The sequence below is a fragment of the Leifsonia williamsii genome, from assembly GCF_030433685.1.
In the GTDB taxonomy this organism is placed as follows: domain Bacteria; phylum Actinomycetota; class Actinomycetes; order Actinomycetales; family Microbacteriaceae; genus Leifsonia; species Leifsonia williamsii.
The window spans coordinates 305,871-329,535 of sequence record NZ_JAROCF010000001.1 but is presented as its reverse complement, the minus strand read 5'-3'; the positions used below and the strand labels follow the sequence as shown (position 1 = coordinate 329,535).

The window sequence follows — 23,665 nt, the reverse complement described above, 5'->3', positions numbered from 1 at the left end:
CCGAGGTACGGACTACCCGTCCCGCGCGCTCAGCCGCGGGACGGGTAGATGCCGTTGAGGGCGATGATGAAGTTCACCGTCAGGTACGGCTGGAGGTTGTTGTGCGGCTGCGAGCCGCCCTGCACCGCCAGGGTGTCGGGCGCCGTGCTGACGGCAGCGGTCGAGCCGTAGGCGGGCTGAGCCGCCCGGCCCACCCGGGGCGTCGCGAACAGCGCGCCCTGCGGCGACGGCGTCGTGCCGTTGCCGGACGTCCCCACGAGCTGGTGGTTGTGCGCGGGCAGGTTCGCCTGCGTCAGAGTCACCTGCGCGGCGCCGCCGCGGGCGCCGACGGGGAAGCGGCCGCTGTCGTCCGCGGCGAGCGGGGTGACGCCCCGCAGATCGGGGAGCGCGAACGTCGTCTGCCCGTTGCCGCCGTACTGCGTGCCGAGGAGCGAGAAGAGCGCGGTGTTCTGCGCGATCGACAACAGCTGCCCCTGGCAGAGCGCCCAGCCTTTGGGGGCGCGGTCGAAGGCGATCTGTCGGATCTCGCCGAGGAAGTAGTCGGACACGGTTCTCTCACTCCGGGTTCGGGAAGACGCCCTGGAGGGCGATCATGAACGTCAGGCCGAGCGACGGCGCCAGGTTCTCGTGCGCCTGCGACTGCCCGGCGGGGCCGGCCGCGGTGATGGGGGACATCGTCGTGGCGGCCGTCGCCGCGTAGGCGGCCTTGCCCGGCTGCGCCAGCACGGCCCCGGCCGGCGACGCCGCCGATGCCGTCGTGGCAACGCCCAGTGCGTGCCCGTGCGCCGGCATCTCCTGCTGCGTCAGCGTGTGCGCCGCCTCGCCGCCGGTCTGGCCGAGGGAGTACTGCACGTTGTCGGGGCCGAGCGGCACGCGGCCGCGCAGGTCCGGGAGGTTGAACGTGGTCTGACCGTCGCCGCCGAAGCGGGTGCCGAGCAGCGCGAACAGCGGCTCGTTCTGCGAGATCGGCAGCGTCTGGCCGTTGCAGATGGCCCAGCCGGGCGGCACGTAGTTGAGGGCGGTGAGCCGGAGCTCGCCGATGAACGGTTCGGACACGGTGCGGTCTCCTCCCGCCTCAGCCCCGTGAGGGGTAGACGCCGTACAGGCTGATGATGAAGGACAGGCCCAGGTACGGCTGCCGGTTCTCGTGCGGCTGCGACCCTCCGGTCGGCAGCACCTCCGCGGGCGACATCGCGGCGGGTGCGGTCTGGTCGGTCGAGTACGGATTGTCCGCCCACGCCGCGGGGTAGGCGCCGGCGGCGCTCGCCGTGGTGGACGCGCCGCCCGCCTGGACGGTGTGCCCGTGCATCGGGAGCTGAGCGGTGGTCAGCGTGACGGCCTCCTGGCCCACGGCGCCGCCGATCGGGTACGCCACCTGCGTCTGCGGGTTGGTGCCCCAGCCCAGCGGGAAGCGCCCGCGCAGGTCGGGGAGGTTGAAGGTGTTCACGCCGTCGCCGCCGTAGTTGACGCCGAGCAGCGAGAACAGCGTGGAGTTCTGCTGGATGGACATGCTCTGTCCCCAGCAGAAGGCCCAGCCGGCGGGGGCGAAGTTGCCGCCGAACAGCCGGATCTCGCAAATGTAGGGCTCCGACATCAGTCCTCCTCGCTCATCGCTCGCGGGGTGAGGCGGCGCGCGGTCACGCGGCGGCCTCCGTCGCCATCAGGACGTAGCCGAACTGCTCGGCGACGACCGAGAAGCCGTGGCGTTCGTACAGCCTCCGCGCGGCCGTGTTCAGCGCCCACACCGTGAGGGTGACGTGTTCGGCGGACGCGAGGAGGTCCTCCAGCACCGCCGTCGCCACCCCTCGGCTGCGGTGGTCGGCCAGCACGGCGATGTCGACGAGGTGGAGGCGCCCGTCGCTGCGGTCGACGGTGACCGAGCCGACCGGTTCGCTATCGTCGGTGATGATCGCCACCTCGGCGTGCGGGTGCCGCGACGCCCTGTCCGCGCTGTGCGCCCGGTACTGCAGGGCGAGCAGCGGCTCCAGGTCCGCCGCGGGCACACCGGGGAACTCGGACCGGCGGGCGTCGGTGAAGACGCGCCGCAGGAAGGGCTCGTCGGACGCGAGGGCCGGCCGGAGGGCGACGGTGCGCACGGCCATCAGGCGGTCCGGTTCACGACGGCCTGCAACGTGCGGGTCAGGCCGCGCGGACCGATCGGGGTCAGGAAGAGCTGCACGTCCGGTGCGCCCGCGCGACGGAGGGTGAAGGTGCCGTCGGCCGCGTCGAACCCCGAGGCGGTGAACCGCAGTGCGAACCGGTGCTCGTCGCCGGCGCTGTCCGGGCCCAGGTCGTCGACGGCGGTCAGCCGCAGGTCGAGCGTGCGGTCGCCGTCCACCGCGCGGAACGGTCGGCCGATGGCGGGGGTGAACAGCGAGCGGACCGGCAGCGCGGGCTGCGCGGCAGTGCCGGGAGCCGCAGGAGCGGCGCTCACGGGCGCCGCGACACCGGCCGCTGCGAGCACGGGGGTCGCAGGCGCCGCGACGGCGACGCCGAGCCCGCCCAGCACGGAGGCCATGACGGTACGGCGGGACACCTCGGGCACGGCGGTCCTTCCTCGGGCGGGGGATGGGGAGAGCCTAGGGCATCCGCGGGCGGGCGCTCTGTCCCGCAGAAAGGGGACAACGTGCGATTTTCATCACCACTAGTGTGAGAACACTCGCACTCTCGCGCGCCCGAACCGCGTCGGCAGCACGATCGCTCCGCCTCCCGAACCCGAATCCACCGGAAGCCCCCGCATGCCGTCCTCGCTCCGACGCCCTCTCCTCCCCGCCGCGCTCGCCGTCTCGCTCGCGGTCGTCGCTTCGCTCGTCGGGGTGGCGCTTCCGGCCCAGGCGAGCGGCACCCTGCAGGTGTCCACCACGACCGACAGCGACGCCGGCGTCTGCAGCAGCGGCGCGACGACCGTCGCCCCGCCGGTCAGCCTGCGCGACGCGTTGTGCGCGGCGAACAACGCCGGCGACACGACCGTCGTGAACGTCCCGGCCGGTACGTACGCGCTGACCCGCGGACCGCTCCTCGTCGGTCGCACTTCCGGCACGAGCATCAGCATCGTCGGCGCCGGAGCCTCCGCGGTCACGATCTCGGGCGGAGGCACCCAGCAGGTCCTGAACCTCGACGCGAACATCGTCGGCGGCATCGATGTGCGCATCAGCGGCGTCACGATCGCGGACGGCGTCGACAACACCTTCGGAGGCGCCGCCGTCATCGGCGGCGCGGGAAGCGTCGTCGCGGCCACCGACTCCCTGACGATCACCGACTCCGTGTTCGAGAACAACCGCGCCAACACGGCCTCGACCGCCACGAACAACCCGGGTGGGGCGATCCAGTTCATCGGCGGCGCCCTCTCGATCGACCGCGCGGTGTTCCGCAGCAACAGCTCGGGGTCGAGCTCCGGCGGCGCGGTGTACTACCAGGCGGCGCAGGGAGGCGCGCAGACGCTCTCGATCTCGAACAGCACGTTCCAGGGCAACACGGCGTCGGGAACCTCCGGCGCGACCGGCGGCGGCGCTGTCGCGATCGCGGGGAGCGCGGCCACGGCGCCCATGAGCATCGCCGACTCGGTCTTCTCCGCCAACTCCACCACCGGCGGTTCGTCCCACGCGGCGGGCGTCTGGCTCGATGGAGGCTCGCTCGGCATCACGGGGTCGACCTTCACCGGCAACACGGCCTCGGCGGGCTCCCCCTCCGCGATCGATGTGACGGCGGGTGCGCTGACCGCGCGCTACAACCGCATCACCGGCAACACCACGCCCGCCGCGCGCCTGGTGTCGGGTTCGGCCGACATGACGCGCACATGGTGGGGCTGCGGCGGGACGCCGGGCGCCGCGGGCTGCGACACCGTCTCCGGCGGGGTGGCCGTGCAGCCGCAGCTGACGCTGGCCGGCTCGGCGGTCCCCGCGCAGGTCGCGCTCCCCGGTTCTCCGACCTCGACGGTCTCGGTGCGGCTCCAGGACTCCTCGGGGACAGCGGTGCCCGGTGGTTCCCTCGCCGCCTTCCGCGACCTGAGCGTCGCGTGGACCGCGACGGGCGGCACCGTCTCCCCGACCTCCGCCTCCCTCGCCTCGGGCTCGGGCGCGACCACGTTCACCGCGTCGACTGTCGGTCCGGCGACGGTCACGGCCGCGCTGGATCAGGCGCGCGTCGCGACGCCGGTGACCGTTGCGGCGCCGCCGGCGATCACCTCCGCCTCGACGGTCCCCGGCGCCCTCGGGGTGGCGAGCTCGTTCACCGTCACCACGACCGGGTATCCGGTCCCGACGCTCGCGGCGAGCGGTTCGCTGCCCGCCGGCGTCACCTTCACCGACAACGGCAACGGCACGGCGACCATCGCGGGGACGCCGACCGGGCAGGCCAGGGACTACCCGATCACCGTCACCGCGGCCAACGGCGTCGGGAGCCCGGCGACGCAGGCCCTCACGTACGCGATGACCGCCGCCCCTGCCTTCACGAGCGCGAACTCCGCGACGTTCACCACGGGCGTCGCCGGCAGCTTCACCGTGACGACCTCGGGCCGTCCCACGCCCACCATCTCGCGCACCGGCGCCCTCCCGAACGGTCTGACCTTCACCGACAACGGCGACGGCACCGCGACGATCGCGGGCACGCCCGCGAACGGGACGGGCGGTCAGGGCGGCCTCGTCTTCACCGCGGCCAACGGTCAGGGGAGCGCCACGCAGAGCTTCACGCTCACCGTGCAGCAGCCGCCCGCCTTCACGAGCGGCTGGGTGGGCACGGCCCGCATCGGCACGCCGTTCAGCTTCCCCATCACGACGAGCGGGTATCCGGCAGCCGCCATCGCCCTCACCGGGACGCTGCCGTCGGGGCTCGTGTTCACCGACAACGGGAGCGGCGTCGCCACCATCTCGGGCACCCCGACCGGTTCGGGAGGCGTGAGCACCGTCACCCTCACGGCGACCGGCGCGGGCTCGCCCGCAACCGGCACGCTCACGCTGAACGTCCATCAGGCCCCCGCCGTGACGCTGAACCCGGCCGCTCAGGCCGTCACCGACGGATCGACCGCGTCCTTCACGGCGACGGCGAGCGGCTTCCCGGCGCCGACCGTCCAATGGCAGCGCTCGACCGACGGCGGGGCGAACTACGCGAATCTCGCGGGAGCCACCTCCACCACGTACAGCTTCACCGCCGGGGCGCAGAACGACGGGGCGCTGTACCGCGCCGTCTTCAGCAACGTCGCAGGCAGCGCCGTCACGACCGCGGCCACGCTGTCGGTCGGCACCGCGCCGGGCTTCACGAGCGCGGCGGCGGCGACCGTCGCGGAGGGCGCAGCGCTCTCCTTCGCCGTCACGACGTCCGGATACCCGGCCGCCACCCTCTCGAGGTCCGGCTCCGGCTTCCCCGCGTGGCTGACCCTCACGGACAACGGTGACGGCACGGGTCTGCTGTCGGGCACCGCCCCGCAGGGCTCGGGCGGCGTGTATCCGTTCGTCCTGAGCGCGGCCAACGGATTCCAGCCGACGGCCCAGCAGAGCTTCGCCCTGACGGTCACGCAGGCCCCCGCCTTCCTGAGCGCGCCGGCCGCCACCTTCACCGCCTCCGAGGCCGACGGCTTCTTCGTCAGCACCAGGGCGGGCTGGCCGGCGACGACCGCGGTGTCGCTCGCCGGAGGATCCCTTCCGAACGGCGTGACCCTCGTCGACCGCGGCGACGGCACCGCCGTGCTCGGCGGCACGCCGGCCGCCGGCGCCGGCGGGGTGTACCCGATCACGCTCGCCGCGTCGAACGGCGTCGGACCCGCCACGACCCAGGCGTTCACCCTGACCGTGCGGGAGGCGCCGGCTCTTGCCGTCGCCTCCTCAGCCACGGCCACCGTCGGCACCTCGTTCGCCCTGGCGGCGACCGCGCTGCGCGGCTACCCGGCGCCCGCGCTCACGGCCTCCGGGCTGCCCGCCGGCATCACCTTCACCGACAACGGCGACGGCTCCGGATCGTTCGGCGGCACGCCGACGGGCCCCGGCGGCGTCGCCACGGTCACGATCGTCGCGACCAACGGCGTCGGCGCACCCGCGTCGAAGACCGTGGCGCTCACGGTCCGTGAAGCCCCGCAGATCACGACTCCGGCGGCCGACCGTTCGGTGAAGGCAGGGGAGACCGTGACATTCACGGCCGCGGCCTCCGGCTTCCCGGCGCCGAGCGTCCAGTGGTCGGTGTCCACGGACGGCACGACGTTCCGTCCGCTCGACGGCGAGACCGGCACGTCGCTGTCGTTCCCGGCCGCCCTCGCGGATGCCGGGAAGGTCTACCGCGCCACCTTCACCAACGCCGTGGGCTCGGCGAGCACCGACGCGCGACTCGCGGTGGGCACCTCGCCGGCGTTCACCAGTGCGGACACGGCGACGATGGCCGCGGGTGGAGGCGTTCAGACGTTCACCGTGACCACGAGCGGCACACCCGCCGCGGCGATCACCGGCGCCGGCCTCCCCGTCTGGGCGACGCTGACCGACCAAGGTGATGGCACGGCCGTTCTCGCCGCCGCACCGCCGGCCGGATCGGCGGGCCGGTACACGCTCACCCTCGCGGCCGAGAACGGTTACGACCCGAGGGCGACGCAGGTCCTCACGCTGGATGCGAGCGAAGCGCCCGTCATCACGAGCGCTGACGCGGCGTCGTTCTCCGTCGGAGCCGCCGGCACGTTCACCGTCACGACGACGTCCGGCTGGCCCGTCGCGACGACGATCGCCGTCGCCGGTCCGCTGCCCGACGGGGTCTCGTTCACCGACAACGGCGACGGCACGGCGACGATCGCCGGCACGCCCCCGACGGGCGCCGGAGGAACCTACGCGGTGACCGTCTCGGCGACGAACGGCGCCTCCGCGCCCGCGACGCAAGCCGTCCTGCTGACCGTGAACGAGGCGACCTCCTTCACCGGTTCCGGCGCACTCGCGGTGACGCGCGGTGTGGAGGTGCGGGCCGCGATCACGACCGCCCACGCCTTCCCGGCGGTGTCCGGGATCACGGCGGCCGGCCTCCCGAGCGGTCTGACCCTCACGCAGGGACCGGACGGAACGGCCACGATCACCGGCATCACGACCGAACCGGCCGGCACCTATACGGCCACCCTCACGGCGACCGCTCCCGGCATGCCGGACGTGACGCGGGACATCGCGATCACGGTGACCGACGCCGCCGTGCTGCCGCTGCCACCGTTCGCCCCCGCGGCCGACGGCCCGCTGGGCGGAGTGCCCGGCAACCCGGCGCCGGGCCAGAGCGTGACGCTCGTCGCGACAGGCTTCGCGGCCTTCTCGCCGGTGACGTTCGGCATCTACTCCGCGCCGGTCGTCCTCGCCGTGGTGGACGCGGACGCCCAGGGCACCGCGACCGCGACCGTCGTGCTCCCGGCCGGCTACACCGGTTCGCACACGCTGCTCGCGGTCGGCACGGCGCCGGACGGCTCGGTGCGCGAGCTGCGCAGCGGGATCGTGCTGCCGGCAGCGCAGGGCCCGTCGACGCCGGGCCCGTCCACGCCGGGCCCGTCCACGCCGGGCCAGGGCGCGGGAGGTCCCGCTGCCGCCGGTCAGCCGTCCACGGGTGACCTCGCCTCCACCGGCCTCGACGTCTCCGCGCTGGCCCTCCTGGCCGGAGCGCTCCTCCTCGGCGGCCTCGCGCTCGCGGCACGGAGGCGCACGCGCCGGGCGTAGCCTGGGAGCATGCTTGCCACCGTCCTTCACGGAGAGCGCGATGTGCGCCTCGAAGAGGTTCCCGACCCCGTCCTGTCCACCGGGGGCGACGCGATCGTCCGCGTCGTCGCCGCCTGCGTGTGCGGCTCCGACCTCTGGGGCTACCGCGGGGTGACCCCGACGCCGAAGCCGCGGCGCATCGGCCACGAGTTCGTGGGCGTGGTGGAGGCCGTCGGCCCGGAGGTGCGCACCATCAAGCCGGGCGACTTCGTGATCGCGCCGTTCTACGACTGCGACATGACCTGCGTGAACTGCCGCAACGGCGTCAGCACCTCCTGCCTGCACGGCGGCTGGTGGGGCGCCAACGACCAGCTCGGCGGCTACGCCGACGGCGGGCAGGGCGAGCGGGTGCGCGTGCCGCACGCCGATGGCTCGCTCGTGGCGACGCCCGAGTACCCGCGCGAGGAGCTGATCCCGAGCCTCCTCACCCTGTCGGATGTGATGGGGACCGGCCACCACGCCGCCGTCTCGGCCGGCGTCACCGAGGGCAGCACCGTCGTGGTCGTCGGCGACGGCGCGGTCGGCCTGTGCGCGGTCCTCGCGTCGGCGCGGCTCGGCGCCTCGCGCATCGTCGCCATGTCGCGCCATGAGTCGCGTCAGCAGCTCGCGCGCGAGTTCGGCGCGACCGACATCGTCGCCGAGCGTGGAGATGCGGGCGTCGCGGCGGTCAAGGCGCTCTTCGACGGCATCGGCGCCGACTGCGTGCTGGAGGCGGTCGGCACCAAGGAGTCGATGGACCAGGCCATCCGCTCGGCCCGCCCCGGCGGCATGGTCGGTTATGTCGGCGTCCCGAATGGCGGCCCCGAGCTCCCGGTCCGGCCCCTCTTCAACGACAACATCGGCGTCAACGGCGGCGTGGCTCCCGTGCGCAACTACGTGGAGGAGCTGCTGCAGGACGTCTGGTCCGGTGCCATCGAGCCCGGCCGCGTCTTCGACCTCGAGCTGCCGCTGCGCGACATCGCCGAGGCGTACGCGGCGATGGACGAGCGGCGCGCGATCAAGTCGCTCGTCCGCCCCTGATCCGGCGGCGCGACGACGGGATCACGGCCAGACGGGATCACGGCCAGACCGCGACCGGGGCGAGCGGGATGTAGGTGGCGGAGTTCGTCAGGCTGCCGAGCACACCGAGCTGGCCGTAGCTGTTGGCGCCTGTGAGCAGGGGTGTGCCCGCTTCGGTCAGCACGGCGGAGTGGCCGACGCCGGCGGAGATGTCGCTGAGCCGCGGCGATCCGAAGGCCGCGAGCGAGATGGCGCGCGGGTAGTCCGAGCGGGTCGTCGTGCCGTCGCCGAATCTGCCGACACCGTTGTCCCACCAGGCGTAGAGCGTGCCGGCGGAGGTCGTCGCCATGAAGGTCTCGGTGTCGTGGGTCTCGGCGTGGTTCGCGGCCACCCGCGTGACTCCCGTGATCGCCGTCTGCGCCTGGAACGCCCCGGCGCCGAGCGCGTAGTACAGGGCGCCGGAGGCCATGAGCAGCATCGTCGTCTCCGACCCCTGCACGGCCGTGGCGATCGCTCCGGCCGGCACGCCGCCAGTGGTCATCCCCGGCGCGCCCCAGCGGCCTTCGCCCCACTGGTAGACGGTGCCGGACGCCCTCCAGGCGACCCCGCCGGCGCGCCCGGCGTCGGCACCGGCGATGCCCGTGGCGACGCCCGCGGCGGTGACCTGCCCGGGGACGAGGTCTGTGACGTTCTCCACGCCGCGGCCGAGCTTGCCGCTGGCGTTGTCTCCCCACGAGTACAACCGTCCGTCGGTGGTCCAGGCGAGGAAGAACATGGCGCCGGCAGAGACGCCGGCGATGTTCGCCGGGAGCCCGCCGACCCGCGTCGGCGTGCTTCCCGCCGTCGTCGCGGTGGAGGCGCCCCAGGTGTACACGGCGCCGGTCTCGTCGAGGGCGATGGAGACGTAGCGCCCGGCGTCGATGCCGGTGACCCGGTGCGGGGTCACCGCGATGGCAGCCGGTCTCGTGGTGAAGTTGCCGCTCACCGGGTCGCCGACCTGCCCGTGCGTGTTCCGTCCCCAGCCGTACACCTTGCCGTCGGAGGAGAGGGCGAGTGTGTGGTCGAGCCCCGCCTCCACGTCGGTGAACGCGACATCGCGTGGGGGAGTCGTCGCGAGCGCGGTCTGCGCGGCGGCGTCGTCGACGAAGGCGGCCGTCGTCGGGGTCACCGCGACCAGCGCCGCGAGGACGGCGACGGTCCCGGCGGCGAGCGCGGCTCTGATCGTCAGAGCCGGACCGGTCATCGGGCCGCCTCCGCGCGCCTCCGCGCCTTCTCGGCACGACGACGGGCTGACCTCTTCCCGGGGATCACGGCGATGAGCAGCAGGGCGGCCGCCCCGGCGATCAGCCAGGGGGTCCGGAGCGAGGTGAGGAAGGTGCCCAGTCCGTTCAGGTGCCAGAAGACGCGATCGGCGCCGTCGCTGACGTCATAGCGGTCGGCGTCGACGGCGTTGTTCGCGTCGCCGCGCATCGTGAGGAGGACACGCCCCTCGGACTCGCTCGTCTCGACGGCGCGGTGGGTCACCCGCACGTCGTCGTCCCGGACGACGCTGACGATGTCGCCCTCGCGGATCGCGCCCGCCTCGACCGGCTTGGTCAGGGCTAGCGCACCGGCATCGATGGCCGGGTGCATCGAACCGCTGACGAACACGATCGGGCGCACGCCCGCGAGCAGGGCGGCGGCGACCGCGGCGGCGATGAGGAGGCCGAGGACGGCGGCCGTGTTGAGCACGATCTTCGCGGCGCGGCCGATGACGCGGGTGGAGCGGCGACCGGTGGCGGTGGCGGTGGACATGGGGCTCCTTTCACAGGCAGGGGAGTGCCTCCAGTACGCCGTATGCGGCCCCGGACCGCAGTACTCAGCGCGCTCTCCGGCACGCAGGGGAGTGGCGTACTGAGTGTCGTGCCGCGGGTCGCGTCCCGCTGGCTGAGTGCACGCCCGCCGCCGCTAGACTGCGCCCGATGGCGCCCGCCGGCGAGCGCCGGGACGGGGGTTCGGGATGGCCGTGCACGGGGCGGCGGTCGACGCGGCGCTGCAGCGCCTCGACGCGGGATTCGATGTCGTCGTCACCGGAGATGCCGGCTCGGGCCGGTCCCGGGTGCTCGCGGAGCTGTCCCGGCGCGCGCACGACGCGGGGCGGCCCGCTCTGCTCGTCCGGCCGAGGAGGGCGGCCAAGGAGGTGCCGTTCTCCGCCATGCACGGTGTCCCCGGCTTCCTCGCCGAGGTGGAGCCGCGCCCCGGAGCCGCCGACGTGTTCGCGTGGCTCACCCGCACCCTCGACGGACCGCGGCCGCTGGTGCTGCTCGACGACGTGCAGGAGACGGACCGCGCCTCCCTGGGGCTGCTCCTCGCCGTGGCGCAGACGGTGGGCGCGCGCGTCGCCGCCGTGGTCTCCGGCGGACAGGAGGTGTCGCTGGCATCGCGCGACCTCGGCCTGACCGCCTCGCTGGTGGAGGTCCCTCCGCTCGGCATCCGCGGCATGGGCGAGCTGCTCGGCGAGCACACGGGTGGAACCGTGGAGGCGGGGCTGGTGGCCGAGCTCACCACCGCTTCGGGCGGCAACCCGCTGATCGCTCTGCTGCTGTTCGAGGCCGGGGTGCGCGCGGGCTCCGTACGCCGGGAGGCGGGGGTCTGGTCCGGCTCAGGCGTCACCGAGGTGAGCGAGCCGGCGGAGCTGCTCGCCGTCTTCCTCGCACACCTGCCGGAGGACCGGGCATACGCTCTGCGGCTGCTCGCGTGGTGCGGCGCCGTCCCGCTGCTCAGCGCGCGCCGGCTCGTGGGAGCGGAGACGCTGCGGGCGCTCGCCGCCGCCGGACGCGTCGTGACCGCGGCGGCCGACGACGATCGCACCGTCGTCGTCTCGCCTCCCGCCCTCTCCCGTGCCCTGCTGGCCCGGTTGAACCCGGTCGACCGCGCCGCCATCGCCGACGACGTGGAGGCCCGGCTCGGCGAGGACGCCGCAGAAGCGACCGCCGTGGTCGACGCCGACCCGGTCTGGTGGCAGACGGTCGGCGAGCTCGACCCTCCCGATCCCCGCCTGCCGGTGGCGATCACGCTGCTCACCGAGCGCCTGCGCTCGCGCATCGCCGCCCTGCGCCGGGAGTGGCTGACCGAGCGGGACGTGACGCGGGCGCTCCCGCTGCTGCGCATCCTCATGGTCACCATCGGCGACGAGGTGCGGCTGTCGGAGGTGTTCGCGGCGACGGAGCTGCGACCAGGCGACACGGCGGAGGACGTCGCCGCGTACGTGGTCCTGCGCCACCAGTGGCAGCTCGCGACCGGACGTGAGGAGGAGGCGGCCGCCCTCGTCCCGGCGGGCTGGGACGCGGGCGGCTGGGGGCCGGCGATCGGCCAGGCGGTCGACGGGTTACTCCGCCCGCTGCGGGCCGGCGTCCCGCTGGGCCAGGTGCTCGGCTCCCAGCCGGCTGACGTCCCCCCGACGCTGCGCAACACGGTGCAGCTCCTGCGAGCAGAGGCCGCGCTCGAGGAGGGGCGCACCGCCGACGCCGAGGAGCTCGCGCACGCCGTGACCTCCGCCCATGCCCCCGCCGACCTCCTGGACCGGCTGGCAGCGACGCGAGCCGACGCGCTCCTGCTCTCGGGGCGGGTGACGGAGGCGATCGCCTGGTCGCGTGCGCAGCTGGCCGAGGGCTTCGACCGCGGCGACCCCTTCACCGTCAAGATCCATGCGCGCGGGCTCGCGACCGCGCAGCTCGCGGCGGGCGACGAGCAGGGAGCCTGGCGCGCGTTGAGCGCCGCCCTGCGCGTCGGCCGGCCCGGCCCGATCAGCGCGGCGCTCGACGAACGCGTCCTCGGCCTGGCCGCCGTGCTGAGCGCCCGGCGCGGCGACCTGCGCGGAGCGCAGAGCTTCGCCGCGGAGCTGCGGCGCTTGAATCCGCTGGTGCGCCCGCGGCTCGACATCATGGCCGAGTGGAGCGAGGCCGAGCTGCGCTACGCCGCCGACGCCGCCGACACCGGGGCGGGCGACCTGCTGTGGGAGGCGGGGCTCCGGCAGCGCGACCGCGGCGCCGTCCTCCCCGCACTGCTGTGCTGGCTGCACATCGCCGCACCTCTGCCGCCCGAGCGGCTGGCAGAGCTCGGGGACGCCTGGTCCCGGGTGGATGCCTCCCTGCTGCAGCCGGCCGTCCGGCTCCACCGGGCGCTCGCCGCAGGGGATGCGGCCCGAGTGCTGCGCGCGCTCGCCCATCACCGCGCGCGCGGGCCGCTGGAGCGCGCCGCGCTGCGCACGGCGGCGGAGCGCTGGCTCGACGAGACGGGCGCGGCGCTGACCGGGAACGACGTCGAGCGCGTCGCGGGCGCGGCCGTCGCCGAGCGCTGGAGGGAGTTCGCCGCCGAGACGCCCGACCGCCCCGCGCCGCTGACCGACCGGGAGCGGGAGGTGCTGGAGCTCGCGAAGGACGGCCTCAGCAACCGGCAGATCGCCGAGGCGCTGTTCCTCAGCCTCCGCACCGTGGAGAACCACCTCTACCGCGTACGCCAGAAGACGGGGATCACGCGGGCGGAGCTGACGCCCGAGACCACCGTGCGGGCCTGAGGCGCCCGCCTCCGCTCCCCGGAGAGGCCGGGACGCACTCACCCCGCCACTCAGCAGGGCTCCGCACCGCCCGCTGAGTGGTGAACGCCCCTCCGCCCTGCGCTGTGATCGATGTGTCGCCGCGGGGGATGCGCCGGGTGCAGGCAGTCTCGGACCAGCTCCCCCGCGGTGGCTTCCACCGATCGTCCGTGCGAGCTGCCCGCACAGGAACACAGGAGCACCCATGCCTCTCGCCATCTCCGCCCGTGCCAGGATCGTCGCCGCCGCCGCGGTCGTCCTCGCCGTGGGCGTCACCACCACGGTGGCCGCCTTCACCGACTCCGGGCAGGTCCAGACCCAGCTCGCGACCGGCTCGCTCGACCTCAAGTTCGACGACGACCAGCAGGGCAACCCGGCGGCGTACGCCGTGCAGTTCTCGGACGGCTTCGACCGCCTGACGCCGGGCGACTCGGTCACCCGCGACCTCACCGTCTTCAACTCCGGCTCGCTCGACGCGACCCTGGCCCTCGCCACCCCGACCGTCGTGAACTCCGCCGGCACGCCGGTGGACGCGCTGCAGGACGTGCTCCAGCTGGAGATCGTCGACTCCGCGACCTCGGACGTGCTGTACTCCGGTGCGCTGTCGGGCGCCGCCTTCTCCGACTTCGCCATCGGCGCGAACGGGACGAGCGGCACCGGTCACACCCTTGCGATGACCGTCACCCTTCCCGCGTCCGCCACGATCGCCGTCGCCGGCCAGTCGCTGGACGTGACGCTGCCCTTCGCAGCGACCCAGACCGCCGCCTGACCCCTTCACCAGGCTGCGTGGCAGGCACCCCGGCGAGCGCCCCTTCAGCGCTCGCCGGGGTTCCGTCGACCCCCAAGCCGATGCGCCGCCCCACGTCCGTCGGCCGGCCGACCACGCAGAGACGGCGCGGGATGCGGTCAGCGGTCGCGTGGTCCCGCCGCCGCTGCGCTGTGATGGAGACGTCGCCGCGGGGATGCGCCGGGTGCAGGCAGTCTCGGTGTGCATCCCCGCGGCGTACGCGTCTCCACAGCGAGCGCTTCCGGATCGCCGACGCATGGGTTACCATGGAACGTCCTGAAATCCAGAATCCGGAATCTGAGCATGAACCAGCACATCACTCCGCCGTCCTCCTCGGCGCCCTCCCCCTCTGCGCCTTCCGCTTCTGCGCCGAGCCCGGCTGCGGGCACGGACCGCCCCTCCCTCTCCCGGCGCACCGCCATCGCCGGCGCCGCCTGGGCCGTCCCCGCGATCTCCCTCCTCGCCGCCAGCCCGGCCGCCGCCGCGTCCACCGATCCGCCGGTCGTGCTGGTCACGCCGGCCACGCCCACCCTCCCCGGTGTCGCCCGCTGCAGCGTCATCCCGGCATCGACGATCCGGTTCGCGGTGACCGTCGACGGTGTGCCCGCCAAAGACGGCGGTGTCGTCCATGTCACGCTCCCCGACGGCCTGCAGTTCGTCGGCTGGACCGACCCGCACGAGATCGACCTCAGCATCGTCGGCGGGGCGGTCACCGTCCCCGCCGTGCGAGCGGTCGGCGCTCTCGGCGCCTACTCCGTGAACGCGACGTATGCAACGCCCAAGGCGACCGGCACGGGTGCGGTCACCGTCCCGGTCACCGAGATCGCCGCCGGTGCCCTCTTCACCTGGTCGCAGGTCGACTCCTCCGCCCCGGTCGTCAAGCAGGATGCGGTGTGGCCGTTGTCTCGCGTCGTCGCCGTGGCGAACAACGCGTTCGTGGCCGTCGACCCTGCCGGGCGCGTGTCCTACTGGGGCGACGCGTTCGCGCCGAACGGCATCGTCGGCACGATGTCGGCGATCACCGGCATCACCAAGGCCGCCGTGTGGTCGACGCTGACCTCGAGATGGTACGCGGGCATCCTCGTGACCGACGGCGTCGCGGCATGGTACGCCACGTCATCCGGCCAGGGCGCACTGTCGGCGCCCACCCGGCTGACCGGGTTCACGGGGGCGATCCTCGATGTCCGCGTGCACGACAACGCCCTCTACCTCTTGACGACGGACGGCGTCTTCTATGGCGGCGGAGCGATGAACGGCTCGAGCATGACCGCCCTGCGGGGCATCGCGGGCAGCGCCGGAGCAACGCACCTGAGCACGTGGTGCACCAACTCGGGCAAGTTCTACACCGGAGGCGTCTTCGTCATGCCGTCGGGCAAGGTCTACCAGGTCACCGCGAACGCGGAGGCGGCGCTGAGCACGAAGGAACTCACCGGCGCTCCGTTGAACATCACAGACACGTTTGCCGGCGACAATGCAGTGGCGGTCCTCACCGCTGACGGCCGGTTGTTCACGATCGGCAACGCATTCCGATCCAGCACCTGGCAGCAGCGCTACACCGGTATCGCGGGATTCTCGGGCTGGACAGCCACCACCGCCAACCAGGTGGCCGGCCTGGCGATGCTCACCCGCGATGGAGGCGTGCTGGAGACCTTCAGTGCATCGAACTGGGACTGGATGTCGGTGACTGTGGCGGGGTTGACGGGCAAGGCCATCGTCGACGTCGTCGCCTCCGACGGCTTCTACCAGGCGCTCGACTCCTCGGGCACCGTCTGGATCTGGACCGGCAACGCCGACGGCACGGTGAGCAAGGCGACGGCGCTCGCCGGGCAGCCCGCCCAGACCGTGTCGCTGAAGGCGTTCGGTGTGCACACGAACGCGTTCTACGGCTACGGCATCGGCATCGCCTCGGCGGTCTGTCCCGTCTGATGCGCTGTTACGTGATGCGCTGTTGCGTGACGCGCTCTCGGGCGTGATACACACGACGAAGGCCCGGATCCTCAATGGATCCGGGCCTTCGTCGTGTGCGCGTGCTGCGCGCTCAGGCGTCGACGAGCACAGTCTCGTCGAGCGGGCGGCGGGTGCGCGGGGCGAGCTCGCGCTCGCGCAGCACCTCCGGCAGCCCCTCCGGGTCGCCGAGCGTGCCGAGCGCGATGACCGACACCGGCACGAGGCGGTCGTCCAGGTCGAAGGCGTGGCGCAGGCCCTCCCGGTCGAACCCACCCATCTGGTGGGTGTGGAGGCCGTCGTGGTGGGCCTGGACCGACAGGTGCGCGACGGCCTGGCCCAGGTCGTACTCGGCCCACGGGCGCTCGTTGCGCTCGGCGTCGGTCGGCTCCGCGACGGCGACGATCAGGACGCTGGCCGATCCGGCCCAGGCCTTGTTGAAGCCGGCCAGGTTCTCAGCGATCGTGTCGAAGGCGCTGCCACCACGGCGGGCGACGATGAAGCGCCAGGGCTGCGTGTTGTTGGCCGACGGCGACCATCGGGCTGCCTCGAGCGCCGCGTGCAGCAGCGACTCGTCGATGGCGGCGTCGGCGTCGAAGGCGCGCGGGCTCCAGCGCTCGGCGAGCGCCGGGAGGAGGCGGGCGGTGGTGTCCGCGGTGCGCGGGGCGAGGTCGGTGAGAGACATTGGTGCTCCTCGTGGATCGGATGTCGATGGATCGATGAGGCTCCATTGCCCAGCTATACCCATGTAAACACATCGACCCCGGCGTTATTCCGAGGGGCTCCCAGCCCCCTGTCATTCGATTAGTGCAATAATCGTTGGTGTACTAACGAATGGGAGGGCCGAAGCATGACGGGCCGATTCTGGCGGTTCTACGAGAAGGCGAACGACGTGGTGCGCACCTTCACCGGTCCGGCCGACATCGGCGCCGGGCACCCGGAGGGGCCGGACATCCGCCCCGCCGACCCTGCGTGCCCGATGTGCGGGCGTCCGATGAGCGAGCACCGCATCGAGCGCACCGCCGACTCGCGCACCTCCACCCGCTTCTACTGCCCCGAGCGATGACCGACGTCACCGAACGGCCCGCGCAGGCGGCCGATCCGCTCGCGCTCGAGAGCCAGGTCTGCTTCGCCCTCGCCGTCGCCGCGCGCACGGTCATCGCGGCCTACCGGCCGGTGCTGGAGCCCGTGGGGCTGACCCATCCGCAGTACCTGGTGATGCTCGCCCTGTGGGAGCGCGAGCCGCTCTCGGTGAGCGGGCTCGCCGACCTCCTCAGCCTCGAGCCGGGCACGGTGTCGCCGCTGATCAAGCGGCTGGAGGCGCTGGGCTATGTCGCCCGCGAGCGCTCCAGCGCCGACGAGCGCGTGCTGGAGGTGCGGCTCACCGACGCGGGCTGCGAACTGCGCTCCTACGCCGAGACCATCCCGGCGACCATGATGCGCCGCCTCGGCATGGGCGCCGACGACCTGCGTGAGCTGCACCGGACCATGACGGCGGTCATCGCCGCGGCGCGCACGGCCGACACCGCCGACGAGGGCTGAGGTCAGCCTCCGTTCGACTCGTCCGTCTTCGCGGTCGGCGTCGGCTCCGGTGTGGAGGTCGACCCCGGTGTGGAGGTCGACCCCGGCGTGGAGGTCGGCGTCTGCGTCGGCACCAGGTCGCGGTACTCCTGCAGCCCGCCGGTGAGGACGGGCACCTGGAGGGTCGTGGACTCGTCGGCGCCGGCGAACGTGATGTCGGTCAGGCCGCCGGGCGTCGCGTCGAGGTTCTCGAACACGATGCTCTGGCCTCCGGACGTGCCGAGCTGCAGCACCTCCGACCCCGTCAGCGACACGGACTCCGACGCGCCGCCCGCGTGGATCGACACCTCCTGGTCCTTGTTCGACTCGTTGACCAGGGTGGCGACCAGATTGGCGGGGTCGCCCTTGTTCTCGGTGATCAGTACCGCGTTCGCGATATGGACGTCGCCCACCGAGCCCGAGGCGCCGTCGGTCACGTCCCTGATGTCGAGGGTGTCCTGCGGCGCGAACAGATCGCAGCCGGTGAACAGCAGGAGGGACGCGACCGCGACACCCACCGCGACGGCACCCCTCCTCGCCCGCCTGGTGGTCGGTGTCGTGCGCGTCCGGATCACGGGGTCCTCGCCTTCTCGGCAGCCATACCGCCCGGCAGCCGTTCGCCGGGGCAGCGATCTCGGCGCCAGCATATCCCCGGGGCTCGCCGCGCTGTAGCCTGTGCGCATGGTCGACGACGATCCCGTCCGGACCGACCCTGAACGCTATCGGGTGCTCTGGGAGAACGACCGCGTGCGCGTGCTCGCCTACGACGACGAGCCCGGCGACACCACGCACCTCCATCACCACCCGGACTCGGTCATGGTGACGCTGAGCGGGTTCCGTCGCCGGCTCGAGGTCGACGGCCGCGAGGCGGAGGTCGAGCTAGAGGCCGGCCGCGCGCTCTGGATCGCGGAGCAGTCGCACCTGGGCCGCAACATCGGAGACTCCCCGACGCACACCATCCTGGTCGAGCTCAAGGAGCCTCGGCCCGACGGCGCGGCGACACCTCCGGCGCTCGGCCCGTCCACACCGTCCTGAGATGTCGAGCGAGCGTCTCCGGCACGTGAACGCCATGTGTCGCCGATGTAAAACTTCGTAACACGGGGCGACCGCGGCGCGGCCGGCGATCGGGGTACAAAGCGGGGGACAAAACCTTCCAACGGTACGTCTCGCCGCCGCCGTGCGGCCGTGTCGACGATTGCTCAGTTGACCGGCACTTCTGCGCGGGGCGTTGCCCGCGACACGCCGGTGATGACGGGCCATGGAGGCTGTCCGCCGACACGCGGACAGGGCCCCTTGACGGCCCCTCCGGCCCGGGTGGTCACCCCGGTGCACCCCCACTTGCGGGGCATCTCCGAACTCCCGTAGAACTGGGGCCACCCGAGCCTGACCAGATCCCCACCGACGTGGATGCCACCCCCCTTCCAGCACTGCGAGGTCACGTCCGTGTTCATCTTCCTGCTGCAACTCCGGCACATGATCGGCGGCCATCCGGAGTTCTATCTGTTCGCCGTCTACTCGGCCTTGATCTGGGTCATCTGGCTGGTGAAGGTGCTGATGTCGCGCCGCTACCGGCCGTACACCGACGACTTCCACGGCACGACCAGCGTCGTCGTCCCGGTGGTAGACGAGCCGCTCGACCTCTTCCGCGACGTGCTCGGCCGCATGGTCGAGCAGAAGCCGGGCGAGATCATCGTGGTGATCAACGGCGCGCCGAACCCCGAGCTGGCCGAGGTCTGCGAGGAGTTCGCGCCCCTGGTGCGCTGGGTCCACACGCCGATCCCCGGCAAGCGCAACGCGGTCATGATCGGCACCAAGATGTCGACCGGCGAGATCACCGTGCTGGTCGACTCCGACACGATCTGGACCGAGGGCACGCTGGCCGAGCTGGTCAAGCCGTTCGCCGACCAGCGCGTGGGCGGCGTCACCACCAAGCAGCGCATCCTGGAACCCACCCGCAGCTGGATCACCCGCTGGGCGGACTGGCTGGAGAACTCGCGGGCGCTCTACTCGATGCCGGCGCAGTCGGTCGTCGGCCAGATCGGCTGCCTCCCCGGCCGCACCATCGCGTTCCGGCGGTCGATCCTGATGCGGGTCATGGACAAGTTCATGACCGAGAAGTTCCTCGGCGTCTTCCTCGAGGTCTCCGACGACCGCACGCTGACGAACCTCACGCTGAAGGAGGGCTACCGCACCGTCTACCAGCACACCAGCCTCGTCTACACGGACGCCCCGCTGAAGGTGAAGAAGCTGTTCAAGCAGCAGCTCCGCTGGGCTCGCGGCAGCCAGTACAACACCCTCCGCATGCTCCCGTGGATGCTCGGGCACGCGCCGGTCCTGGCGTTCTTCTTCGTGATGGACATCATCCTGCCGTTCGTCCTCGCCGGCGTGCTCGGCGGCTGGGTGTACCGGTCGATCACCGGGCAGGGCTACAACTTCTACCAGGGGTTCCTGCAGTCCTACGGCATCCAGGGCGGCATCATCACCGTGGTCGCGCTGATGGTGGCGTCGTCGGTGATCAGCATGTCGATCCGGCAGATCCGGCACCTCTCCGAGAAGCCGAGCGACTTCTTCCGGCTGCCGATCTTCATCATCGTCTCGACGTTCTTCCTCATGCCGATCCGGCTCATCGGCTTCTTCCGCATGGCGCACGCCAGCGGGTGGGGCACCAGGGCCGGCGCCTACTCCGGAGGCCCGAACGAGATCAGCTCGGACGCCGAGATCGAGCTGGCGGCACAGGCGGCCGAACCGGCGCCGACGCGCACGCTGCCCGACTCCGTCGGCGGGATGACCACGGCCACCGCGCTCGCGACTCGGACAGAGCTCGCGACCAGGACCGAGACCCTCACCGCCGCCGCTCCCGCTCCCGCCCCCGCGACCCGCGCCTCCCGCCGGGCCGCCACGACCACGACCCCGACCGCACCCGCACGGCGCCGGCTCAACCCGCTGGCCGCCGTCCCGTACCTGATCGGCTTCGCGATCCTGACCCTGGAGGCTCTCTTCCTTGTCTAGCCCTTCCCTGTCCTCTGGCTCGACCGTCACCGCAAAAGCCCACCACTGGTGGGCCCCGTCGAAGACCCGCTCCCGGACCACCGCCCTGGCGGCGCTCGTGCTCACCGGCGTGCTGTTCGGCATCTCGGCCTACGTCTGGACCTCGCCGACGGGCGCCCCGGTTCGCAAGGTGGTCGAGCAGGCGACGACGGCCATCACGCCGTACGCCGCCCAGAACACCGAGCTGCGCCGCAACCTCGAGCGCGCGACGCAGACCATCGCCTCGCAGAAGGGCAAGCTGACGGCCCTCCAGCAGCAGCAGCTCTCGGCGCAGGCCAGCGCCGCCAAGCAGCTGGCCACGGCGCAGCAGGCGGCGTCCGCCGCGAAGAGCGAGTTGGCGAACGTCAAGGCTCAGCTCGCAGCGGCCAAGACCGGCGGGCACGGCGCGACGAACGCCTCCGGTGCGACGGGAGGCTCTGGCTCGGGCAGCGGCGGAAGCTCCGGTTCCGGCGGCAGCGGCTCCGGCGGCACCGGGTCGGGCGGCTCCGGCGGCGGCACCGGCCCCGGTGACGGGGGCTCCGGCGGCGGCGACACCCCGACGCCGATCACGGCACCGCCTCGCGCCGACCTCCTGCAGCCGGCCTCGCGCTACTACGGCATGTACACCGAGCAGGCCCCCTTCAACTGGGCCACCTTCGACGCGACGAGCACGAAGGTCGGGGTCTCGCCCAACCTGGTCGGGTACTTCAGCGGCTGGGACGAGTCCTTCCGCGCCAACGCCGTGACGCGCTCCTGGCAGCAGGGCCGTCTGCCGATGATGACGTGGGAGTCGCGCCCGATCAGCGACGGCAACGACACGGTCGACCGGCCGGAGTACTCCCTCCCGACCATCATCGACGGCAAGTGGGACGACTACCTGCGCCAGTATGCCAAGGACATCGTCGCCACCGGCCTCCCGCTCGCCATCCGCCTCGACCACGAGATGAACGGCATCTGGTACCCGTGGGCCGAGACCGACGGCAAGGGCAACTCCATCAACGGCAACAACCCCGGCGACTACGTGAAGATGTGGCGGCACGTCCACGACATCTTCCAGGCGGAGGGCGCCAACGACCTCGTGATCTGGGTCTGGTCGCCGAACATCGTCAACAACCTCCCCGCCTCCCACAAGGCCGACGGCTACCTCGCCTCGCTCTACCCGGGCGACGACTACGTCGACTGGGTCGGCCTCTCCGGCTACCTGCGGCCGCCGTACAAGGCCGGTCAGGACATCACGTTCGACTACACGTTCGGGGCCAGCCTGGACGAGCTGCGGGCGCTGACGAAGAAACCGATCATCCTCTCCGAGGTCGGCGCCTCGGAGACCGGGGGCTACAAGCCGAAGTGGGTGACCTCCTTCTTCGACGCGTTCTCCAAGCCCGAGAACAGCGACATCATCGGCTTCTCGTGGTTCAACCTCGCCGTGACGAGCTACGTGGAGGGGGTGCGCGCCACGAACGACTGGCGCATCGACTCCCGCGCGGACACCCTCTCGGCGTTCATCGCCGGCCTCACCAGACCCGAGGACGACTTCACCCTGACCCCGGCCCCCTGACCCCGGCCAACCTGAGCCGACGCCCTCAGCTCCGCCCACTCGGAAGGACAGCATCATGACCAGCTCCAGCACCACGAAGAAGAGCCGGGACGCGCAGCCCGCTCCCCGCATCAGCGTCATCGGCACCGGCTACCTGGGCGCCACCCACGCGGCCGCCATGGCCGAGCTCGGCTTCGACGTCATCGGCGTCGACACCGACCCGCGCAAGGTCGAGGAGCTGAAGGAGGGGCGCGCCCCCTTCTTCGAGCCCGGCCTGCCCGAGCTGATCCGCGCGAACGTCGCCGCCGGCCGGCTCACGTTCACGACCGACATCGCGGAGGCGGTGGCCGTCTCCGACGTCCACTTCATCTGCGTCGGCACGCCGCAGCAGTCCGGCTCGTTCGCCGCGAACCTCTCCTATGTGGAGGCCGCGGCCCGCGGCATCGCGCAGAACCTCACCCACGACGCCCTGATCGTCGGCAAGTCGACCGTCCCGGTCGGCACCGGAGCGCGCCTCCGTGCCATCGTCGCGGACGCCGCGCCCGCGGGGATCGACGTCGAGCTGGTCTGGAACCCCGAGTTCCTGCGCGAGGGCAAGGCCGTCGAGGATACGCTGTCGCCCGACCGCCTCGTCTTCGGCGGCACCTCGGCGAAGGCGGAGGCGACCCTCCGCCGCATCTACGAGAAGCCGATCGCCGAGGGCTCGCCCGTGCTCGTCGCCGACCTGCCGACCGCCGAGCTGGTGAAGGTGAGCGCGAACGCCTTCCTCGCCACCAAGATCTCGTTCATCAACGCGATCGCGGAGGTGTGCGACGCGGCCGGCGCCGACGTCTCGCTGCTGGCGGACGCCCTCGGCCACGACAAGCGGATCGGCCGGCAGTTCCTCAACGCGGGCCTCGGCTTCGGCGGCGGCTGCCTGCCTAAGGACATCCGGGCGCTGATGCACCGCTCCAACGAGCTGGGCGCGCACGCAGCGGTCGGCCTCCTGCAGCAGGTGGACGAGATCAACATGGGCCGCCGCCAGCGGGTCATGGACCTGGCGCTGAAGGCGCTGGGCGGCTCGGTGCTCAACCGCCGCATCGGCGTTCTCGGCGCCGCGTTCAAGCCGCACACGGATGACGTGCGCGACTCGCCCGCGCTGAACGTTGCGGCCGCCCTGCACCTGCGCGGCGCGCAGGTCGTCGTCTACGACCCGCAGGCGCGGGAGACCGCGCAGCGGCTCTTCCCGACCCTCGGCTACGCGGACTCGATGGAGGAGGCACTGACCGGCGCCGACCTGACGGTCGTGCTCACCGAGTGGGACGAGTTCACCGGCGCCGACCCGGTCGCCCTCGGCGGCATCGTCGACGGCCGCACGGTGATCGACGCGCGCAACTGCCTCGACGCCTCCGCCTGGAGCGCCGCCGGCTGGACCGTGCACGGCATGGGCCGCGTGCCCGAGGCCGCCCCGCTCGCCGACGACCTCGCCGCGCTCGCCGCGGCGCCCCTCCGCTAGCCGAACTGCACGTACAGAGCCGCAACGCACAAAGCCGCACGCACAGAGA

The 23,665-nt window shown here is 72.6% G+C and carries 20 protein-coding genes; 11 read left to right on the top strand and 9 right to left on the bottom strand.

Annotation, left to right across the window (positions count from 1 at the left end):
• Positions 1–29: 29 nt before the first annotated feature.
• The 5 genes from P5G50_RS01455 to P5G50_RS01435 are packed head-to-tail and all read right to left on the bottom strand — an operon-like array spanning position 30 to position 2,545.
• Positions 30–548, bottom strand: coding sequence for a phage tail protein (locus P5G50_RS01455; protein WP_301209916.1), 519 nt, complete (start codon positions 546–548; stop codon positions 30–32).
• Positions 549–555: 7 nt separating this feature from the next.
• A complete protein-coding gene (locus P5G50_RS01450; RefSeq protein ID WP_301209915.1) occupies positions 556–1,056 on the bottom strand; it encodes a phage tail protein in 501 nt (166 codons plus the stop codon).
• Between the two features lie 19 nt (positions 1,057–1,075).
• A complete protein-coding gene (locus P5G50_RS01445) occupies positions 1,076–1,594 on the bottom strand; it encodes a phage tail protein (protein ID WP_301209914.1) in 519 nt (172 codons plus the stop codon).
• Between the two features lie 43 nt (positions 1,595–1,637).
• Positions 1,638–2,102, bottom strand: a complete 465-nt coding sequence (locus P5G50_RS01440; RefSeq protein WP_301209913.1) for a GNAT family N-acetyltransferase — start codon at positions 2,100–2,102, stop codon at positions 1,638–1,640.
• Positions 2,102–2,545 carry a DUF6916 family protein gene (locus P5G50_RS01435; RefSeq protein ID WP_301209912.1) on the bottom strand — a complete coding sequence of 148 codons (444 nt, stop codon included), beginning with the start codon at positions 2,543–2,545 and terminating at the stop codon, positions 2,102–2,104. Before P5G50_RS01435 ends, P5G50_RS01440 begins: the two co-directional genes overlap by 1 nt.
• Positions 2,546–2,738: 193 nt before the next feature.
• Here P5G50_RS01435 and P5G50_RS01430 point away from each other — a divergent pair, with 193 nt between their 5' ends.
• Both P5G50_RS01430 and P5G50_RS01425 read left to right on the top strand, forming a co-directional pair.
• Positions 2,739–7,658 carry a beta strand repeat-containing protein gene (locus P5G50_RS01430; RefSeq protein ID WP_301209911.1) on the top strand — a complete coding sequence of 1,640 codons (4,920 nt, stop codon included), beginning with the start codon at positions 2,739–2,741 and terminating at the stop codon, positions 7,656–7,658.
• A gap of 9 nt (positions 7,659–7,667) precedes the next feature.
• Entirely contained in the window at positions 7,668–8,717 is a 1,050-nt protein-coding gene (locus P5G50_RS01425; protein ID WP_301209910.1) for a zinc-dependent alcohol dehydrogenase family protein, read from the top strand.
• Between the two features lie 37 nt (positions 8,718–8,754).
• On the opposite strand, the gene P5G50_RS01420 is transcribed toward P5G50_RS01425, so the two are convergent.
• Together P5G50_RS01420 and P5G50_RS01415 are read right to left on the bottom strand one after the other, a co-directional pair.
• Positions 8,755–9,939 carry an RCC1 domain-containing protein gene (locus tag P5G50_RS01420; protein WP_301209909.1) on the bottom strand — a complete coding sequence of 395 codons (1,185 nt, stop codon included), beginning with the start codon at positions 9,937–9,939 and terminating at the stop codon, positions 8,755–8,757.
• Positions 9,936–10,490 carry a signal peptidase I gene (locus P5G50_RS01415; protein WP_301209908.1) on the bottom strand — a complete coding sequence of 185 codons (555 nt, stop codon included), beginning with the start codon at positions 10,488–10,490 and terminating at the stop codon, positions 9,936–9,938. Before P5G50_RS01415 ends, P5G50_RS01420 begins: the two co-directional genes overlap by 4 nt.
• A 205-nt stretch (positions 10,491–10,695) precedes the next feature.
• Between P5G50_RS01415 and P5G50_RS01410 the strand changes: the two genes are divergently transcribed.
• The 3 genes from P5G50_RS01410 to P5G50_RS01400 all read left to right on the top strand — a co-directional run bounded on the left by P5G50_RS01410 (position 10,696) and on the right by P5G50_RS01400 (position 15,982).
• Positions 10,696–13,251: a helix-turn-helix transcriptional regulator gene (locus P5G50_RS01410; protein WP_301209907.1), complete on the top strand. Its 2,556-nt coding sequence runs from the start codon at positions 10,696–10,698 to the stop codon at positions 13,249–13,251.
• Positions 13,252–13,474: 223 nt separating this feature from the next.
• Positions 13,475–14,038, top strand: a complete 564-nt coding sequence (locus P5G50_RS01405; RefSeq protein WP_301209906.1) for a TasA family protein — start codon at positions 13,475–13,477, stop codon at positions 14,036–14,038.
• Between the two features lie 321 nt (positions 14,039–14,359).
• Positions 14,360–15,982: a hypothetical protein gene (locus P5G50_RS01400; protein ID WP_301209905.1), complete on the top strand. Its 1,623-nt coding sequence runs from the start codon at positions 14,360–14,362 to the stop codon at positions 15,980–15,982.
• Between the two features lie 112 nt (positions 15,983–16,094).
• Here the strand turns inward: P5G50_RS01400 and P5G50_RS01395 are convergent, their stop codons facing one another.
• Complete coding sequence (locus tag P5G50_RS01395) at positions 16,095–16,685, bottom strand: nitroreductase family protein (RefSeq protein ID WP_301209904.1); 591 nt, start codon at positions 16,683–16,685, stop codon at positions 16,095–16,097.
• A 165-nt stretch (positions 16,686–16,850) separates the two neighbouring features.
• Here P5G50_RS01395 and P5G50_RS01390 point away from each other — a divergent pair, with 165 nt between their 5' ends.
• The gene (locus P5G50_RS01390) at positions 16,851–17,066 is read left to right on the top strand and encodes a hypothetical protein (RefSeq protein ID WP_301209903.1); all 216 of its coding nucleotides are present in this window, start codon (positions 16,851–16,853) and stop codon (positions 17,064–17,066) included.
• A complete protein-coding gene (locus P5G50_RS01385) occupies positions 17,063–17,542 on the top strand; it encodes a MarR family winged helix-turn-helix transcriptional regulator (protein ID WP_301209902.1) in 480 nt (159 codons plus the stop codon). The genes P5G50_RS01390 and P5G50_RS01385 overlap by 4 nt, the downstream gene beginning before the upstream one ends.
• A gap of 2 nt (positions 17,543–17,544) precedes the next feature.
• Here P5G50_RS01385 and P5G50_RS01380 read toward each other — a convergent pair whose 3' ends face one another.
• Positions 17,545–18,135, bottom strand: a complete 591-nt coding sequence (locus P5G50_RS01380) for a hypothetical protein (RefSeq protein ID WP_301209901.1) — start codon at positions 18,133–18,135, stop codon at positions 17,545–17,547.
• Positions 18,136–18,241: 106 nt separating this feature from the next.
• On the opposite strand from P5G50_RS01380, the gene P5G50_RS01375 reads away from it, so the two are divergent.
• From P5G50_RS01375 to P5G50_RS01360, 4 genes are all read left to right on the top strand, one after another.
• Complete coding sequence (locus P5G50_RS01375; RefSeq protein WP_301209900.1) at positions 18,242–18,595, top strand: cupin domain-containing protein; 354 nt, start codon at positions 18,242–18,244, stop codon at positions 18,593–18,595.
• Between the two features lie 408 nt (positions 18,596–19,003).
• Positions 19,004–20,569, top strand: coding sequence for a glycosyltransferase family 2 protein (locus P5G50_RS01370; protein WP_301210036.1), 1,566 nt, complete (start codon positions 19,004–19,006; stop codon positions 20,567–20,569).
• Positions 20,562–22,142, top strand: a complete 1,581-nt coding sequence (locus P5G50_RS01365; RefSeq protein ID WP_301209899.1) for a glycoside hydrolase family 26 protein — start codon at positions 20,562–20,564, stop codon at positions 22,140–22,142. The genes P5G50_RS01370 and P5G50_RS01365 overlap by 8 nt, the downstream gene beginning before the upstream one ends.
• A gap of 55 nt (positions 22,143–22,197) precedes the next feature.
• Positions 22,198–23,616: a UDP-glucose dehydrogenase family protein gene (locus P5G50_RS01360; RefSeq protein ID WP_301209898.1), complete on the top strand. Its 1,419-nt coding sequence runs from the start codon at positions 22,198–22,200 to the stop codon at positions 23,614–23,616.
• Positions 23,617–23,665 lie beyond the last annotated feature (49 nt).

Excerpts from the sequence above, each read along its gene's own strand:
- P5G50_RS01445 (WP_301209914.1), bottom strand. The coding sequence starts at position 1,594 with ATGTCGGAGCCCTACATTTGCGAGATCCGGCTGTTCGGCGGCAACTTC.
- P5G50_RS01415 (WP_301209908.1), bottom strand. The coding sequence starts at position 10,490 with ATGTCCACCGCCACCGCCACCGGTCGCCGCTCCACCCGCGTCATCGGC.
- P5G50_RS01405 (WP_301209906.1), top strand. The coding sequence starts at position 13,475 with ATGCCTCTCGCCATCTCCGCCCGTGCCAGGATCGTCGCCGCCGCCGCG.
- P5G50_RS01430 (WP_301209911.1), top strand. The coding sequence starts at position 2,739 with ATGCCGTCCTCGCTCCGACGCCCTCTCCTCCCCGCCGCGCTCGCCGTC.
- P5G50_RS01440 (WP_301209913.1), bottom strand. The coding sequence starts at position 2,102 with ATGGCCGTGCGCACCGTCGCCCTCCGGCCGGCCCTCGCGTCCGACGAG.
- P5G50_RS01420 (WP_301209909.1), bottom strand. The coding sequence starts at position 9,939 with ATGACCGGTCCGGCTCTGACGATCAGAGCCGCGCTCGCCGCCGGGACC.
- P5G50_RS01425 (WP_301209910.1), top strand. The coding sequence starts at position 7,668 with ATGCTTGCCACCGTCCTTCACGGAGAGCGCGATGTGCGCCTCGAAGAG.
- P5G50_RS01375 (WP_301209900.1), top strand. The coding sequence starts at position 18,242 with ATGGTCGACGACGATCCCGTCCGGACCGACCCTGAACGCTATCGGGTG.
- P5G50_RS01385 (WP_301209902.1), top strand. The coding sequence starts at position 17,063 with ATGACCGACGTCACCGAACGGCCCGCGCAGGCGGCCGATCCGCTCGCG.
- P5G50_RS01390 (WP_301209903.1), top strand. The coding sequence starts at position 16,851 with ATGACGGGCCGATTCTGGCGGTTCTACGAGAAGGCGAACGACGTGGTG.
- P5G50_RS01395 (WP_301209904.1), bottom strand. The coding sequence starts at position 16,685 with ATGTCTCTCACCGACCTCGCCCCGCGCACCGCGGACACCACCGCCCGC.
- P5G50_RS01400 (WP_301209905.1), top strand. The coding sequence starts at position 14,360 with ATGAACCAGCACATCACTCCGCCGTCCTCCTCGGCGCCCTCCCCCTCT.
- P5G50_RS01360 (WP_301209898.1), top strand. The coding sequence starts at position 22,198 with ATGACCAGCTCCAGCACCACGAAGAAGAGCCGGGACGCGCAGCCCGCT.
- P5G50_RS01410 (WP_301209907.1), top strand. The coding sequence starts at position 10,696 with ATGGCCGTGCACGGGGCGGCGGTCGACGCGGCGCTGCAGCGCCTCGAC.